Origin of the sequence: Loktanella sp. DSM 29012, assembly GCF_900110705.1 — a bacterium.
Lineage (GTDB): Bacteria > Pseudomonadota > Alphaproteobacteria > Rhodobacterales > Rhodobacteraceae > Loktanella > Loktanella gaetbuli.
The window spans coordinates 55,594-71,640 of record NZ_FOEJ01000006.1 but is presented as its reverse complement, the minus strand read 5'-3'; the positions used below and the strand labels follow the sequence as shown (position 1 = coordinate 71,640).

General features: G+C 61.7%; 12 protein-coding genes and 4 tRNA genes. 3 read left to right on the top strand and 13 right to left on the bottom strand.

Annotation, left to right across the window (positions count from 1 at the left end; all coding sequences use genetic code 11):
* Positions 1-13 precede the first annotated feature (13 nt).
* The 3 genes from BMX27_RS14175 to BMX27_RS14165 all read right to left on the bottom strand — a co-directional run bounded on the left by BMX27_RS14175 (position 14) and on the right by BMX27_RS14165 (position 4,967).
* On the bottom strand, positions 14-2,512 hold the full coding sequence (locus BMX27_RS14175; RefSeq protein ID WP_090160600.1) for a penicillin-binding protein 1A: 2,499 nt from the start codon (positions 2,510-2,512) through the stop codon (positions 14-16).
* A gap of 128 nt (positions 2,513-2,640) precedes the next feature.
* Positions 2,641-3,837 (bottom strand): N-acetylmuramoyl-L-alanine amidase, encoded by a 1,197-nt coding sequence (locus BMX27_RS14170; protein WP_090160598.1) that lies wholly within the window; start codon positions 3,835-3,837, stop codon positions 2,641-2,643.
* Positions 3,834-4,967, bottom strand: a complete 1,134-nt coding sequence (locus BMX27_RS14165; protein ID WP_090160595.1) for a pyridoxal phosphate-dependent aminotransferase — start codon at positions 4,965-4,967, stop codon at positions 3,834-3,836. Before BMX27_RS14165 ends, BMX27_RS14170 begins: the two co-directional genes overlap by 4 nt.
* Before the next feature lie 125 nt (positions 4,968-5,092).
* On the opposite strand from BMX27_RS14165, the gene BMX27_RS14160 reads away from it, so the two are divergent.
* Together BMX27_RS14160 and BMX27_RS14155 are read left to right on the top strand one after the other, a co-directional pair.
* A complete protein-coding gene (locus tag BMX27_RS14160) occupies positions 5,093-5,827 on the top strand; it encodes a DsbA family protein (protein WP_090160594.1) in 735 nt (244 codons plus the stop codon).
* Positions 5,828-5,904: 77 nt separating this feature from the next.
* Positions 5,905-6,693 (top strand): MBL fold metallo-hydrolase, encoded by a 789-nt coding sequence (locus tag BMX27_RS14155; RefSeq protein WP_090160592.1) that lies wholly within the window; start codon positions 5,905-5,907, stop codon positions 6,691-6,693.
* Positions 6,694-7,212: 519 nt separating this feature from the next.
* Here the strand turns inward: BMX27_RS14155 and ispG are convergent.
* The 3 genes from ispG to hemA form a co-directional block, all read right to left on the bottom strand.
* On the bottom strand, positions 7,213-8,340 hold the full coding sequence (gene ispG, locus BMX27_RS14150) for a flavodoxin-dependent (E)-4-hydroxy-3-methylbut-2-enyl-diphosphate synthase (protein WP_090160590.1): 1,128 nt from the start codon (positions 8,338-8,340) through the stop codon (positions 7,213-7,215).
* Between the two features lie 74 nt (positions 8,341-8,414).
* A complete protein-coding gene (locus BMX27_RS14145; RefSeq protein WP_090160588.1) occupies positions 8,415-9,614 on the bottom strand; it encodes a helix-turn-helix domain-containing protein in 1,200 nt (399 codons plus the stop codon).
* A gap of 129 nt (positions 9,615-9,743) precedes the next feature.
* Positions 9,744-10,967 (bottom strand): 5-aminolevulinate synthase, encoded by a 1,224-nt coding sequence (hemA, locus tag BMX27_RS14140; protein WP_090160586.1) that lies wholly within the window; start codon positions 10,965-10,967, stop codon positions 9,744-9,746.
* 143 nt (positions 10,968-11,110) lie between these two features.
* On the opposite strand from hemA, the gene BMX27_RS14135 reads away from it, so the two are divergent.
* Entirely contained in the window at positions 11,111-12,484 is a 1,374-nt protein-coding gene (locus BMX27_RS14135; protein ID WP_090160584.1) for a M20/M25/M40 family metallo-hydrolase, read from the top strand.
* A 118-nt stretch (positions 12,485-12,602) separates the two neighbouring features.
* Here BMX27_RS14135 and BMX27_RS14130 read toward each other — a convergent pair.
* The 7 genes from BMX27_RS14130 to BMX27_RS16890 all read right to left on the bottom strand — a co-directional run bounded on the left by BMX27_RS14130 (position 12,603) and on the right by BMX27_RS16890 (position 15,912).
* Positions 12,603-12,679, bottom strand: a tRNA-Asp gene (locus BMX27_RS14130).
* A 36-nt stretch (positions 12,680-12,715) separates the two neighbouring features.
* Positions 12,716-12,792: transfer RNA gene (locus tag BMX27_RS14125), tRNA-Asp, on the bottom strand.
* Positions 12,793-12,985: 193 nt separating this feature from the next.
* Complete coding sequence (locus tag BMX27_RS14120; RefSeq protein WP_090160731.1) at positions 12,986-14,578, bottom strand: AMP-binding protein; 1,593 nt, start codon at positions 14,576-14,578, stop codon at positions 12,986-12,988.
* 61 nt (positions 14,579-14,639) lie between these two features.
* Positions 14,640-14,715: transfer RNA gene (locus BMX27_RS14115), tRNA-Val, on the bottom strand.
* Positions 14,706-15,311, bottom strand: coding sequence for a histidine phosphatase family protein (locus tag BMX27_RS14110; RefSeq protein WP_090160582.1), 606 nt, complete (start codon positions 15,309-15,311; stop codon positions 14,706-14,708). Before BMX27_RS14110 ends, BMX27_RS14115 begins: the two co-directional genes overlap by 10 nt.
* Positions 15,312-15,381: 70 nt before the next feature.
* Positions 15,382-15,456 (bottom strand) — tRNA-Val (locus BMX27_RS14105).
* A gap of 12 nt (positions 15,457-15,468) precedes the next feature.
* Positions 15,469-15,912: an HU family DNA-binding protein gene (locus BMX27_RS16890; protein WP_177172733.1), complete on the bottom strand. Its 444-nt coding sequence runs from the start codon at positions 15,910-15,912 to the stop codon at positions 15,469-15,471.
* Positions 15,913-16,047: the final 135 nt, after the last annotated feature.

Below are 16,047 nucleotides of genomic sequence, written 5' to 3'. Positions count from 1 at the left end.
CAAGCGACGCAGATTAATATAGGCCACCCGACGACAATGCGCCGGCGGTGGCACGCGGCCCGACCGTCGCCGTGGACCCGGTCGAGGTCGTGACCTGACGTGCCGCTTGCGGCACCTCGTCGAACAACGGCAAATCCGCCGCCATGGCAAAGCCACCGTCAAAGGTGATGCCAAAGATCGGCTCTTCGCCAGCGCGGAAACATTCCGCGATGATGTTGTCACCCGATGCACCGTCGGGCATCCGCGCGCCGGTAAAGCGGTCGATGTTGATGAACTGGCAGCTTTCGGGGGCGCGGAACGCCGTGCCGCCATAGGTCTTGATCGCCTCGCGCATGAAGGCATTGAACACGGGCGCGCAAATTCCGCCGCCCGAGGCGCTCTTGCCCATGGGTCGGGGGTTGTCGAAACCGATGTAGCAACCCGCCGCGATGTTGGACGAAAATCCGACGAACCAGGCGTCCTTTTCATCATTGGTCGTGCCGGTCTTGCCTGCGATGGCCACAGGCAGATTGATCGCATTCTTGGCTGTGCCGCGATCAACCACGCCCTGCATCATCGAGGTCAACTGGTAGGCCGTCACTTCATTCATCACGCGCTGGCGGTTTGACGTGATGGTCGGGGCCTCGCCGGACGGCAGGCTGGTGAGGGCGCAATCCTCGCAGATCCGCTGGTCGTGGCGATAGACGGTGTTGCCGAAACGGTCCTGAACCCGGTCGACAAGCGTGGGTTCAACCCGTTCACCGCCATTGGCGAACATCGCGTAGGCAGCGACCATCTTGAACAGCGTCGTTTCGTCGGACCCGAGCGAGGCCGCCAGCACGCGATTCATCCGGTCATAGACGCCGAATTTCTCGGCGTAGTTGCCGACGGTATCGATCCCGACCTCTTGGGCCAGACGGACTGTCATCAGGTTGCGTGACTGTTCGATGCCCGTGCGCAGTGGTGTTGGTCCGTAGAATCGATTGGAATAGTTCTGCGGCCGCCACACGCCCTGCGGGGTGTTGATTTCGATCGGTGCGTCAACGACCACCGTTGCAGGCGAATAGCCGGAATCGAGTGCTGCCGCATAGACGAACGGCTTGAAGCTGGACCCGGGCTGGCGGTTTGCCTGCGTCGCTCGGTTGAACACCGACGACTGGTAGGAAAATCCGCCCTGCATCGCCAACACGCGGCCAGTGTTCACGTCCATCGCCATGAATGCGCCCTGCACCTCTGGGGTTTGCCGCAGGGTCCAGCGGATCAGTGATCCATCGGCATCATCGGTCATCTCGCGCACGTGGACAACGTCGCCCACCTCGAAGTTGGCAAAGAAATCGCCGGATATCCACGCAATATCCTCGCGCGGGATGGTCTTGACCTCTGCCTGGCCTTCGACGCCGACGGTCAGTTCCTGATCGGCGATGTCCAGCACCACGGCGGGATACCAGCGGTTTTCCAGCGTGATGTCGCGGGCCACCTGAACGTCGCCCAACGCGTCGCGCCAGTTGTCCAGCTGATCGGCAGGAATGGTTTCACCCGTGCCACGCCACCGCCCCTGCCCGCGGTCATAGGTTTCAAGTGCGCGTTGCAGCGCATGCGCCGCCTCGACCTGCAAGGACGGGTCGACCGTGGCGCGGATCGCCAGACCACCGGAAAAAAATTCGTCTTCGCCAAAGTTCTGGCTGAGCTGGCGACGGATTTCATCGGTGAAATAGTCGCGCGGCGGAAGTTCGGACCGAAAGCTCTCGAAATCGCCGTTCTGCACGGTGCGCAGCGGGGCCACGCGCGCGGTCTGATAGGTTTCTTCGTCTATATAGCCGTTTTCCCACATCTCGCGCAGCACGAATGCGCGCCGGGCCACAGACCGGTCGTATTGGCGCACGGGGTCGTAATCCGACGGGGCCTTGGGCAGAACGGCCAGATAGGCCGCTTCTTCGACGGTCAGATCGGTCAGCGGCTTGTTGAAATAGGTCAGGGCTGCTGCGGTCACGCCGTAGCTGTTCTTGCCCAGGAAAATCTCGTTCAGGTACAATTCCAGGATCTTCTCCTTGGGCATCGCGCCCTCGATCCGGCTGGCCAAGATGATTTCCTTGATCTTGCGTTCGGCGGAACGGGACCCGTCCAAAAGGAAGTTTTTCATCACCTGCTGGGTGATTGTGGATGCGCCGCGCACGTCCTCGCCACGGGATTTCACCGCATCGACAAAGGCCGAGGCCATACCAACGGGGTCATAACCTTCGTGGATGTAGAAATTCTTGTCCTCGGCGGAAATGAACGCCTGCTTGACGATATCGGGGATTTCCTCGGCAGGCGTGAACAGGCGGCGTTCGACGGCGAATTCGTCAATGATATTGCCCTCGCCGGAATAGATCCGGCTGATCGTTTTGGGCGTATATTGCGCCAGCGTATCGTAGGATGGCAGGTCGCGGCCATACAGGTAGAACACCGCACCGATGCTGACGGCCAGCATGGCAAGGCCCAGTGTCGCCATCGAAAAGATGGCGCCGAAAAAGGACATGATGAAACGCAGCACGTAACCCTACCTTGGTGTGTGAAACTTGCCCGCTTATAGGGCGGACACGTGGTCACGTCAAAAGCGGAAGCACCCGGTGACGGCCGGTTTCCGCGCCCGTTCGGATCACGACTGCATGAGGTTGCGCCCTACTGACGCAAGAGTGGCGCACGGGCGGCCTGCGCATCGACCCAGGCCAGGATTGCAGTGGTCAACCCCGCCACGATCGGCGCGCGCCCCTGTGGCGTGGACAGGGTCTCGCGATCGCGTGCGTCGGACAAAAATCCTGCCTCAATCAGGACCGATGCGAAATCGGCGGCGTTCAGCACCGCCAATCGCCCTTCGCGTCGCGCGCGGGTGTTCACGCGTGCGCCCGACTGGCGCAGGCCTGCCACGATCGCCTGGGCCAATTGATCCGATGCAGGCCGTGTCTGCGCCCGTGCTAGGTCCATCAGAACGGTTGCAACACGGTCGTCCTGCCCCGTCAGATCCAGCCCTGCCAGCAGATCGCCCCGTTCGTGCCGTTCGGCCATGCGCTGCGATGCGCGGTCCACACCTTCGGCACTCAGGGTATAGACCGACGCACCCTGCGCGCCGCCCTCGTCTAGCGCATCGGCATGCAGCGAAATCAGCGCATCCGCCCGCGCCGCCCGCGCGATGGTCATGCGCGCCTCCAGCGGGACAAAGTCATCGGCCTGCCGGGTCAGCACCGCACGCAACCGGCCCGTGCGGTTCAGGGAGTCGGCCAGCTCAATCCCCAGTGCCAGCATCAGGTCGGCCTCCTTGACCCCGCCACGCAGGGCACCGGGATCGACACCGCCGTGACCGGGATCGATCACGATGACGGGGGGACCCGCGTCGGAATCGGGGGCAGTCAGCGCGGGCGCAGGCAGGCTGCGATCCAACGATCCGCCGGTGGCCGCCGCAAAGCTGGTGGCATCTGTCGGGGTCAGTCTGATGGTCAGGGCAGCATGTCCTGTCAGATCATCCACACGCAGTCCGGCTGTGGTCAATGCCAGCGGTGCCGCAATGGCCACCGTCAAGGACGACCACCCCGGCCGTGGCACGCCGAACCCCAGATCGGTCGCCAGAGTGCCCTGCAACAGATCCGCAGGCTGCAACCCGGTCCAGTCCACCTCGCGGAATTCGACGACAAGCCGCCTTGGAGCGTCAAGTGTGAACACCCGGTAGGGAACCGGTTGCGACAGGGCCAGGTCCACCACCAGATCGCCGCCCGCATCGGCAATCCGGCTTTGTGTTGGATCGACCCGCGCCAATGCACCGAAATCCTGCGCCGCAAGCGGGCCAGCCATCATCAGCAGCAGCAACGCCAGCGCGCGGATCATCGCTCGGCCATGAATGCGGTCAGGCGGCGCAATCCCTCGGCGATGTCTGCTGTCGATCCGGCATAGGAAAACCGCAACCATCGGTGACCGTCCTGCGGGTCAAAATCCAGCCCCGGTGTGACCGCGACACCCGTGCGGTCCAGAATTTCGGCCGCAAAGGCCAGCGCATCGTCGGTATGGTCGCTGACGTCGGCATAGACATAGAACGCCCCGTCGGGTGGTGCGAATGTGCCGAAACCGGCCTTGGGCAGCCCCTCCAGCAACAAGGCGCGGTTGGCGGCATAAACCTCCAGATTGGCATCCAGTTCGGGGCGTGCATCCATCGCATGCAATGCCAGTCGCTGCGATGCGTGGGACGGACAGATGAACATGTTCTGCGCCAGCCTCTCGACCTGGCGGACGTGATCGGCGGGCACGACCATCCAGCCCACGCGCCAGCCTGTCATCGAGAAATACTTGGAAAACGAATTGATGACATAGACATCATCCGTGACCTCCAGCGCGCTGACGGCGCGGGTGCCATAGTCGATCCCGTGATAAATCTCGTCAGAGATCAGCGCGGTGTTCGTGTCCTCGCAGGCATAGGCCAAGGCGGCCAGTTCGGTTTTCGACAGCATCGTACCGGTGGGATTGGCAGGTGAGGCGACGATCAGACCGTCCAGCCCGTCCACATCGCCCGGTTGCGGCTGAAACCGTCCCTGTGGCGTCGTTGTGATCTCGACCGGGGTCAGCCCCATCGCGCGCAGGATCTGACGGTAGCTCGGATAGCACGGCAGCCCCAGACCCACCCGGTCGCCGTTGTCGAACAGCGCCGAAAACGCCAGCACAAAGGCACCCGATGCACCCGCCGTCACGACAACGCGGGCGGGATCCAGATCGATGCCGTAGATGTCGTCGTAGTGCCGCGCGATCCGCGTCCGCAATGCCGGCAGACCAAGGCCCACGGTATAGCCCAGCGTATCCGACAGGTCCGATTTCAGCGCCGTCAGCGCCGCGGCGGGCGCACCGGTACCGGGCTGGCCCACTTCCATGTGAATGATCGACCGGCCTGCGGCCTCGGCCTTGCGGGCGGATTCCATGACGTCCATCACGATAAAGGGATCGACGTCACCACGGGTGGATTGTCTCATGCCTGACCTTCTATGCTCTTTGCCATGCTTGTGCCCGCGCAGGCTGGTCTGCGTCAACCACGGCGCTTGGCAGTTGGCCGGTTCTATGGTCATCTGCCGCCCGAAACCCAACCGAAAGACATGCCATGCGCCTCGCCTTTGCTGCCCTCGCCGCCCTGACCATCGCCCTGCCCGCGCAGGCCCAGACACAGATGTCAGAAGCTGAACGCGATGCATTCCGGGCAGAAGTGCGCGCCTACCTGATGGAAAACCCCGAAGTCATCATGGAAGCCATCGACGTGCTGCAAGCCCGCGAAGAAGCGATGCAGGCACAGGCCGACGCCGCCATGGTGCAGGCCCAGATGGAGGCGCTGACCAACGACGGATTTTCCTTCGTTGACGGCAATCCCGACGGCGACATCACCATTGTCGAATTCATGGATTACCGTTGCGGCTACTGCAAACGTGCCTTTCCCGAGGTCGAGAGCCTGCTGTCCGCTGACGGCAACATCCGCCTGATCGTCAAGGAATTCCCGATTCTGGGTGAGGAGTCGGTGCTGGCCTCTCGGTTTGCCATCGCGACCAAGATGGTCGCAGGGGACGATGCCTACAAGGCGGTCCACGACACGCTGATGGAATTGAACGGCAGCCCCAATATCGACACGCTGGTGCGGCTGGGGAACACGCTGGGACTGGATACCGACGCGATCACGGCCATGATGAACGACGATGCGGTCACGCAGGTGATCGCGAACAATCGTGCGCTGGGTCAGGCGCTGCGGATCAGTGGCACGCCGACCTTCGTCGTGGCCGACCAGATGGTGCGCGGATATGTGCCGGCCGACCAGCTGCAACAGTTGGTGGACGATCTGCGCGGCTGACCGTTCACGCCTGCGTCAGTTGCCGCGGCACCGGGCCGCGCTAGGTCAGCCTCAATCGTAAACATCGGAGACTGACAATGAAAACGACACGTCGCACATTCCTCATTTCCGGCGCGGCCGCAGGGTCCATGACCGTGCTGCCATTTGCAGCACAGGCCGCTGCCCATACATCCAACGTGTTCAACACGCCCGCGGGCGATATCACGGTACATCCGGTCGAACATGCCTCCATCGTGCTGGAAACGCCTGTCGGCACGATCTACGTCGATCCGGTCGGTGATCCGTCCCTCTATGCGGATTTCCCGCGCCCCGATCTGGTGATGATCACGCACGAGCACGGCGACCACTACAACGTGGACACCCTGAACGGCGTCATCACCGACGCGACCGTCATGTTCGCCAACCCCGCCGTGTTCGACATGATGCCCGAAAACCTTCAGGCCGTTACGATGTCCATCGCCAATGGCGAAACAGGCACGTTCGACACCCTCGGGATCGAGGCGATCCCGGCCTACAACATCACCGAAGAACGCCTGAACTTTCACCCCGAAGGCCGCGACAACGGCTATATCCTCGGCTTTGACGGGTTCCGCATCTACGTGTCCGGCGACACCGAGGACACACCCGAGATGCGCGCGCTGACAGAGATTGATCTGGCCTTCGTGTCGAACAACTTGCCGTTCACCATGGATATGGAGGCGGCCGCATCCGCCGTGAACGAATTCGCGCCGACCTATGTCTATCCCTACCACTACCGTGGCCGCGATGGCGGCACACAGGACCCCAATGCATTTGCCGAACTGGTCGATGACGCAATCGAAGTGCGGATCGGTGACTGGTATGGCGGCGATGTGATGCCGTCCTGACCCAACAGACACAGCGACAGCACAAAGGCGTCAGAGCGATCTGACGCCTTTTTTCGTGGGCATGACCACAGTCGGGACCGCCACCCGCGCCGGGGTTGCAGGGGTCCTGATCCCGATTTCCGCTTGATAGCCTGCAAGTCTTGGTTTGCCCTGAAGCACCACGCTCGTCTGGCACGCCGCTGTGAACCTCATCTTGCAGCACCGGTTTTGACCCCATTGCGAGATGCCAGATGACGCATGAGACTGACTGGCAAAACGGACGGTCATCACGGCGCAAGACACCGGTCGGCTGGCAGTGGTTGTGGCCTTGGGCTGGTCTGCGGCTAGCTATGCAGGTCTACTTCCAAGAGGGTCATTCTACCTGACAAACCAGTTTCGGGAGGCCACTGGAGAATGCCTGGGGGGGCAACCGCATCGGCGGATACATCGGCGGAGCCGCATTCATGTCACCCTGTCGCAAGGTCAGCGGCCAGATGTAGCGCGCCATCCTTGTAGCCGATTGAGGCCTAGTGACATTGTTTACTCTGCCGCCTCCTGTGCGGCGGCGGCTTCCAGTTCAGCTGCTTTCTTTTCAACCTGTTCGACGATGTGCTCGATCATGTTGGCGTTGTCCTGCTTGTGGCTTTGCTTACCAGCCAGATAGACCATGCCATGCCCCGCGCCGCCGCCGGTGAAACCCACGTCGGTCATCAGTGCCTCTCCGGGGCCGTTGACCACGCAACCGATGATCGACAGCGACATCGGCGTCTTGATGTGTTCCAGACGTTTTTCCAGCGCCTCGACGGTCTTGATCACGTCAAATCCCTGCCGCGCGCAGCTGGGGCAGGAAATGATGTTGACGCCGCGATACCGCAGGCCGAGGGATTTGAGGATCTCGAACCCCATCTTGACCTCTTCGACCGGGTCAGCGGACAGGCTGACGCGGATCGTGTCACCGATCCCCGCCCACAAGAGGTTGCCCATGCCGATGGCGGATTTGACGGTGCCGGAAATCAGGCCCCCGGCTTCGGTGATGCCCAGATGGATGGGCGCGTCGGTGGCATCGGCCAACTGCTGATAGGCAGCCGCCGCCATGAACACGTCGGACGCCTTGCAGCTGATCTTGAATTCGTGGAAATCATTGTCTTGCAGGATCTTGATATGATCCAGCCCGCTTTCGACCATCGCATCGGGACAGGGTTCGCCGTATTTTTCCAACAGGTGCCTTTCGAGGCTACCGGCGTTCACGCCGATCCGGATGCTACAGTTGTGGTCGCGCGCGGCCTTGATGACCTCCTTGACGCGCTTTTCGTCACCGATGTTGCCCGGGTTGATCCGCAGACAGGCCGCACCCGCTTCTGCCGCCTCGATCCCGCGTTTGTAGTGGAAATGGATGTCCGCCACGATGGGTACGCTGACCTCTGGCACGATCAGCTTCAGCGCCTTGCTCGATGCCTCGTCGGGGACAGACACACGCACGATGTCGGCACCGGCATCTGCGGCCGCCTGGATCTGCGCAATCGTCGCCTTGACGTCGGTGGTCAGGGTATTCGTCATCGTCTGGACGCTGATCGGCGCATCCCCCCCGACCGGCACATTGCCGACCATGATCTGACGGGATTTACGGCGATCGATCTCGCGCCAGGGACGGATTGAATTCAGCGACATCACGCAGCTTTCGGATCAGGAATGTTGATCAGAACCTAATCCCTGCACAGTGCAGCGGCAACCACCGGCACGGTTTATTCAGTCACCACTTCGGCGACATTCACCACGGCTGCCAAATCGCCATCGGCCTCGAGATCAGCCAGCGCATAAGTGGCAGTCAGACTCTCTGCGGACAGCGCAACGTTCGAGGTGACTGTGCCTGCGGCACCGGCCGGCCCGTAGTGCTGACCATTCACGGCGAAATACACAGCGCCGCTTTCTCCGACCCGCAGGGTTGCCGGCTCTTCGGTATTGGGCAGGGCAAAGGTGTCGCCCGCGTTCATGATGCCTTCGAAAATGACGGAGTCGTCAGCCGCGCGCACGCGCACCCATGCGGGTCGCACAGCAACCAGTTGCACGCCGGGTGCCGGGTCTTCGCTGACTTGAATGGCTGGTCCGATCGGCGTTTCGAGTGTCGGCGTCGCATCGGCCACCGCCTGCGCAAGCCCTGCATCGACGCTATTGGGGATCAATGTGCCGATCGTGCCGGGGTTCAACGTAGAGATTGGCGCATCTCGCGCCACAAGCACCGGCACCTCGAGAGCCTGGGGGCGATACAGACGGTCCAGCGCCTCGGTGCTGGTTCCGGCAAGTTCCGGCGTTGCATCGGTGTCAGTGTCGGGCAATGCGGTGGCACCAGCCAGCGGATCCAGGTCGGTCAGCACGACCGGCGTTTGTTCCACGGGTGCCAGGCGTACCTTTTGTACTTCTTGCAGAATGGCGAAACCGCCCCAGCCCAGACTGCCGATCAATGCAACCAACACCATGAGGGAACCAACAGCCGCGGGTTCGACACCCGTGAACATCCGGTCGCCCCGCGGAATGAATGGCGTGGCGGAACTGGCAAAGATATCACGACCCGCACTCGGGGTTGCGGTGCCGACAGCCGGTTTGGCAGATGATGCCGCCTTGGACATACCGTGAGCTGTGGCAAACCCGCTTTCGCGGCAGAATGTATCAAACGCCCAGTCCGGATCCATCTTGAGATAGCGCGCATAGGACCGCACATAACCGGCAATGAAACCCGGTGTGTCGAACGCGGCAGGATCGGCATTTTCAATCGCGGCAATGTAAGACGCCTTGATTTTAAGCTCGCTTTGAACGTCCAAGAGGCTCTTGCCCAATGTGGCACGCTCACCACGCATCAGGTCGCCAAGGCGCAAGTCGAATGCGTCGAATCCCTTGGATTCGATCTCATCGGGCGTTTTGTTTCGCCGAAAAGTCTTTACGATCATGTGCTTAACCGCCGTCTGCCCTGCCTTGTGCCATTATCTCACATAAATGCGACCTAAAGTCGATTTATTTGTAGAAATTTGACACACAACATCTAGCAGAGCGTCACAGCCTTTGCACTCGCAGAAAGGTCAGCCCGCTAAATCGGCGCGATTCAGCGCACAATGGGACCACAGACCGTCCAACGCACGAACCAACGTGTCCATCTCGCGCGGACCATGCACCGGTGATGGTGTGAAACGCAGACGTTCTGTTCCGCGCGGCACGGTCGGATAGTTGATCGGCTGCACATAGATCCCGAAATCCTGCAACAGCATGTCGGACAGTTTCTTGGTGTGTTTCGGATCACCCACGATCAGCGGCACGATATGGCTGCCATGGTCGATGATGGGCAGACCCATCCCCTTGAGCCGGGTTTTCAGAATGGCGGCTTGCGTCTGCTGCGCGTCGCGTAATCCCTGGTCGGTCTTGAGGTGGCGCACACTGGCCGCTGCCCCTGCGGCGACGGCTGGAGGGATCGAGGTGGTAAAGATGAAACCGGGTGCATAGGACCGTACCGCATCGCACATTCGGGCCGAGGCCGCGATATAGCCCCCCATGACGCCATACGCCTTGGCCAGCGTCCCGTTGATGATGTCGATCCGCCCCATCAATCCGTCACGTTCGGCCACGCCCGCACCGCGCGGGCCATACATGCCGACTGCATGGACCTCGTCGATATACGTCAGGGCATCGAATTCCTGTGCCAGGTCGCAGATTTCGGCGATGGGACCAAAATCACCATCCATCGAATAGATCGATTCAAATGCAATCAGCTTGGGGGCGGCGGGATCATCCGCTGCCAGCAATTCGCGCAAATGCGTCACATCGTTGTGGCGAAAGATCCGCTTGGCCCCGCCGTTGCGACGCACACCTTCGATCATGGACGCATGGTTCAGTGCGTCTGAATAAATGATCAGACCGGGAAACAGTTTCGGCAGGGTCGACAGCGTCGCGTCATTGGCGATGTAGGCGCTGGTGAACAGCAGTGCTGCTTCCTTGCGGTGCAGATCGGCCAGCTCGGCCTCCAGCCGCTTGTGATAGACGGTGGTGCCGGAAATGTTGCGGGTGCCGCCCGATCCCGCGCCGGTCGCATCCAGTGCCTCGTGCATGGCGGACAGCACGACGGGATGCTGACCCATGCCCAGATAATCGTTTCCGCACCAGACGGTGACCTGCTGGGTGCTGCCATCGGGTTTGTTCCAGACAGCATGTGGATACTGACCCCGGGTGCGTTCGATGTCGATAAAGGTGCGATACCGGTCTTCGGCATGCAGACGGTCGATAGCGGTCGCGAGGGCAGCGTCGTAATTCACCGGGCAGGTCCTGTTATCGTTTCTTCGGTTCCGGACATATAGGGCGCATCACCGGACGACAATACGCGACCCACTGTCACGCTACTGGCACATGCGGTGAAACCGGCTAAGTTTCATTTCAAACAGCAGAGAAAGATGCCGCAATGTCCCTTGACCCAGTACTCGACCACATCGACGCAAACCTTGATCCTGCGACCGAACGGCTGCTGGACCTGCTCCGCATTCCGTCCATTTCCACCGATCCCGCATACAAGGGTGATTGCGACCGTGCGGCCGACTGGCTGGTTGCGGACCTGCAATCCATCGGATTCGAGGCCACCAAGCACCCGACAACAGGACACCCGATGGTGGTCGCGCAGTCCGGCGGCGACGGCCCGCACATCCTGTTTTACGGGCATTACGACGTGCAACCCGTGGACCCGCTGCACCTGTGGGACCGCGACCCGTTCGACCCCGCAGTCGAGCAGACGGACAAAGGGCCAGTCATTCGCGGGCGTGGCGCATCGGACGACAAGGGCCAGCTGATGACATTCATCGAGGCCTGTCGCGCCTGGAAAGCGGTGCATGGCACCCTGCCCGGAAACATCACCATCTTTTTCGAAGGTGAGGAGGAATCAGGGTCGCCGTCGCTGATCCCGTTTCTGAAAGACAACGCAGACCTGTTGCGCGCGGATATCGCGCTGATTTGCGACACCGGCATGTATGGCGACGCGACACCTGCGATCATCACGCAGTTGCGCGGACTGCTGGGCGAAGAAGTCACGATCACCGGCCCGTCCAAGGATTTGCATTCGGGCATGTATGGCGGGATCGCGATGAACCCTGCCCGCGTCCTGGCCAAGGTGATTGCAGCACTGCACGATGAAACGGGACGTATCACTGTGCCTGGTTTCTATGACGGCGTACCCGAACTGTCGAACGAACTGGCCGCCGCCTGGGACGACCTAAATTTTGACGCCGAAGCGTTCCTGGGCGAAGTCGGTCTGAAATATCCTGCTGGCGAACAAGGCCGCCGCCCGCTGGAAATGATCTGGTCGCGCCCCACCTGCGAGGTCAACGGCATGACCGCAGGCTATACCGGTGACGGGTTCAAGACAGTCTTGCCTGCGCAGGCCAGCGCGAAAATCAGTTTCCGCCTTGTGGGCCAGCAGGATCCCGAGGCGATCCGCGTCGCGTTCCGCAAGCAGGTCAGCGGCATGATTCCTGCCGATTGCGGTGTGACGTTTCACGCGCACGGGGCCTCGGCAGCGGGCCAGATGACGACAACACATCCGGCGTTCGATCAGGCCCGCCGCGCCCTGTCGGACGAATGGCCCAATGCAGCAGCATATGTCGGCTGTGGCGGTTCGATTCCCATCGCCGCCTATTTCAAGTCCTACCTCGACATGGACGCCATGCTGATCGGTTTCGGAAAGGACGACGATCAAATTCATTCCCCGAACGAGAAATACGACCTGTCATCCTTTCACAAGGGCACGCGCAGTTGGGCGCGAATCCTGCATGCGATGACCCGCTGACGGGGCCGCGATTTTTCGCGAAAAATCAAGAATACGTCCGGCCTGTCGCAGGGTCGGACGTGCAACCGATTTTTCGCGAAAAATCGGCACCGGAAAACAGGTTCAGGAAGGGGTGAAATGGCGCGGTTGACGGGGCTCGAACCCGCGACCCCCGGCGTGACAGGCCGGTACTCTAACCAACTGAGCTACAACCGCGCATTTCATCACGTTTGCGTACGTTTCGGGGGTCAATGGCGCGGTTGACGGGGCTCGAACCCGCGACCCCCGGCGTGACAGGCCGGTACTCTAACCAACTGAGCTACAACCGCGCATCTTGACCACCTTGCGTGTCGCAAAGCGTGCCGCGCTTCTATGCAAGCCCCCCACCCCCGTCAAGCGCGAGAATGCGCAAAATGCGGCACAACGCAAAAATGATTGCGATGCGCCCGCTTGCTAGGTTGGAGGGGGCCAGCCCCCGGTCTTGCAGACCTCCCCCGGGATATTTGAAAAACAGCGACCCCCTCAGCCCTGCGCCAGTTGCGCCCGCAGATCGGCGCGGATGATTTTGCCTGTGGTGGTCAGTGGCAGGCAGCCTGCAAAGATGATGCGCCGCGGTGCCTCATGGGCAGCCAGCCGATTGCGAACATGCGCGATCAGCGTGTCGGCAAGTGCATCTTCCCCCACCGCACTTGACACCAGTTGCACGAATGCCACGATCACCTCGCCCCGGATTGGATCGGGGGCACCGACGACGCCGGCCATCTGCACGGCAGGATGCGTCAGCAGACAATCTTCGATTTCCGCAGGACCGATCCGGTAACCGCCCGATGATATGATGTCATCGTCCCGTCCCTTGAACCGGATGCGCCCATCCGGGCACCATGTGCCACGATCACCGGTTAGCAGCCAGTTGCCGCGCATCTTCGCCTCTGTCGCAGCCGGATTGTTCCAGTAGCGCAGGAACATGACCGGGTCGGGACTGCGGCAGGCGATATCGCCCTCTGCCCCGACTGGGCAGGGCTGGCCGTCGGGATCGATGACCTGCACATCATGACCGGGCACAGCAAACCCCATTACGCCGGGGACAGCCGGTGCCAGTGCCGCACACGAACTGACGATCATGTTGCATTCGGTCTGGCCGTAAAATTCGTTGATCGTACACCCCAGCACCCGCTGGCCCCAGTCGATCAGCTCTGTGCCCAGCGTTTCGCCGCCACTGGCGACAGAGCGCAGGTTCAACTGCGGCGGATCCGGCATCAGCCGCATGATCTTGAGCGCGGTCGGCGGCAGAAACGCGTTGCGCACACCATGATCCCGCATCAAGGCAAAGGCTGCCTCTGCCGTGAACTTGGCAAAGCGGCAGGCCACGACGGGAATGCCGTGATGCAATGCGGGCAGGAGCACATCCAGCAATCCGCCAATCCATGCCCAATCGGCCGGCGTCCAGATCCGGTCACCGGGTTGCGGCAGGAAATCGTGGCTCATCTCGACGCCCGGCAGATGGCCCAGCAGAACGCGGTGGGCGTGCAGCGCCCCCTTGGGTGCGCCAGTGGTGCCAGAGGTGTAGATCAGCAGCGCAGGGTCGTCCGCTGCTGTCCGGGCAGGGGTGAAATCATCGGGCAATCCTGCCAGGGTGGCATCCAGATCCGGGCCGATCACGATGACGCAGACCAGATCGGGCAGATCAGCGCGGATCGCGTCGATCTTGGCTGCCCCCGCAGCGTCGGTCACCAGCACGCAGGCACCCGAATCGCGCAATCGGTGGCGCAGGGCGTCAGGCCCGAACAGGGTGAACAACGGGATGGAAATGGCCCCCAGCTTGAACGCTGCAAGGTGTGTCATCGCTGTTTCGACCGATTGCGGCAGCAGCACGCCGATCCGGCTGCCCGCGCTTGCGTGGCGTGACAGCAGCCTTGCCATCTGATTGCTGAGGCTGCGCAACCGGGCAAATGTCACGGTGCGCGGATTGTCACCGGAGGCGTCGATGATCGCGGCCGCATCCGGACTCAAGTCCGCGACGCGGTCGCAACAATCAACGCCGATGTTGTAGTGGCGCGGAATATCCCAGCGAAACGCATCACGGGTCCGGGCATAGTCGGATTTCTGGCTCAACATCTGCCGATCTGGCCCCGCACCGATGCGCACGTCAAGCTTCGTGTGATGGCGTCAGGGGCGATGGTGGGTGGTGAGGGGCTCGAACCCCCGACATTTTCGGTGTAAACGAAACGCTCTACCAACTGAGCTAACCACCCGCTGAAGACGGATTACCCAATGCCGAGGGCGAGCGCAACTCTTCCTGGCGACCCTGGCTGAGGTAAAATACGTTGCCCTGCCCCCCCGGCAGATCAGCCAGCGCCTCGGGCCCCAGTCCCAGCACCAGACGGCGCAGCACGCGGCTGATGATGCCGTGACACACGACGACGGCAGGACCGTCCAGATCATCCAGAAACGCCTGCGCGCGGGCGGTCAGTGCCGCCAGCCCCTCACCCGGTGCCCGCGCATAGAGCGTGACATCCCCGTCCGGTCCCTCGACCAGGTCACCCGTGACGAGGTCGCGTCGCAAACAGCCCTGCCACGCGCCCACGTCGATTTCCATCAGGCGGTCATCCGTGCGGATCGTGGTGGCAAGCGGTCCCAACGCGATCGCAGCCGTCTGCACAGCCCGGCCCAGCGGGCTGGTGTAGAAGGCAAATCCGGTCAGGTCCGCACCGGCCAGCAGCGCTGCCTGTGCATGGGCCTGCGCCACGCCGCGCGGTGTCAGCGGTGAATTCAGGTGGCCCTGCATGCGACCCTCGGCGTTCCAGAAGGTTTCGCCATGCCGCAGTATGTAGAGGTCCGGATAGGTCATCCCGTTGGTCCCTTGTTCATGCGCCAACAATGCAAAAAGGCGCCACCCTGCGGTGACGCCTTTTGTATTCTGGTGGGTGATAAGAGATTTGAACTCCTGACATCTTCGATGTGAACGAAGCGCTCTACCACTGAGCTAATCACCCGCGAGTGGGGATTTAGCCGTCCTCGTCGTCGTCTGCAACCCCGGTTTTTGAAGTGTTTGGCCCCGCGCCCTGACCAGCGCCATCCTTCATCGTGCGCAGCTTGAGCGTCAACATCTGCGCGCCCTCACCCAGATCCTTTGATTTGATCGATTTCAACTTGCCCATCGGTGGTAATATCAGCTCGCCACCGGCCAGCAGGATATCGGCCAGTTCCGCCATGGCGGCCTCGATCGCGGGTTTGGCGTCTTTTTTCTTGACGCCAGAGCGCGCCACGGCACGGTCGATGAATTCGGGTTTCTTGATTGGCTCGCCTGCGTCCAATGCGGTCGCGGTCCCGACCACCTTGGGCGCCGGGGCGGCCACTTGCGCCTTGGCCGGGGTCGTGTCGACCTTTGGCGTCGCAGGCTTGAGTGTGACGGTCTTGCCCTCGGTGGCGGGGTTCGTTTTCGATGACATCGCAGGCTCCGATTCCGGTTTGAACCAACCTTAGCGAAACTTTGCGGCCTGACCATGACCGATCCACAGGAATTCACGACCTGTGACGACCGTGCCGCCAAAACGCAAACAGCCCCGCCGGTGTGGCGGGGCTGC

Coding starts and splice junctions, on each gene's coding strand:
- BMX27_RS14170 (WP_090160598.1), bottom strand. CDS start 3,837: ATGATCCGCGCGCTGGCGTTGCTGCTGCTGATGATGGCTGGCCCGCTT.
- BMX27_RS14160 (WP_090160594.1), top strand. CDS start 5,093: ATGCGCCTCGCCTTTGCTGCCCTCGCCGCCCTGACCATCGCCCTGCCC.
- BMX27_RS14165 (WP_090160595.1), bottom strand. CDS start 4,967: ATGAGACAATCCACCCGTGGTGACGTCGATCCCTTTATCGTGATGGAC.
- BMX27_RS14155 (WP_090160592.1), top strand. CDS start 5,905: ATGAAAACGACACGTCGCACATTCCTCATTTCCGGCGCGGCCGCAGGG.
- BMX27_RS14110 (WP_090160582.1), bottom strand. CDS start 15,311: ATGACCTATCCGGACCTCTACATACTGCGGCATGGCGAAACCTTCTGG.
- BMX27_RS14135 (WP_090160584.1), top strand. CDS start 11,111: ATGTCCCTTGACCCAGTACTCGACCACATCGACGCAAACCTTGATCCT.
- BMX27_RS14120 (WP_090160731.1), bottom strand. CDS start 14,578: ATGTTGAGCCAGAAATCCGACTATGCCCGGACCCGTGATGCGTTTCGC.
- BMX27_RS14145 (WP_090160588.1), bottom strand. CDS start 9,614: ATGATCGTAAAGACTTTTCGGCGAAACAAAACGCCCGATGAGATCGAA.
- ispG (WP_090160590.1), bottom strand. CDS start 8,340: ATGTCGCTGAATTCAATCCGTCCCTGGCGCGAGATCGATCGCCGTAAA.
- BMX27_RS16890 (WP_177172733.1), bottom strand. CDS start 15,912: ATGTCATCGAAAACGAACCCCGCCACCGAGGGCAAGACCGTCACACTC.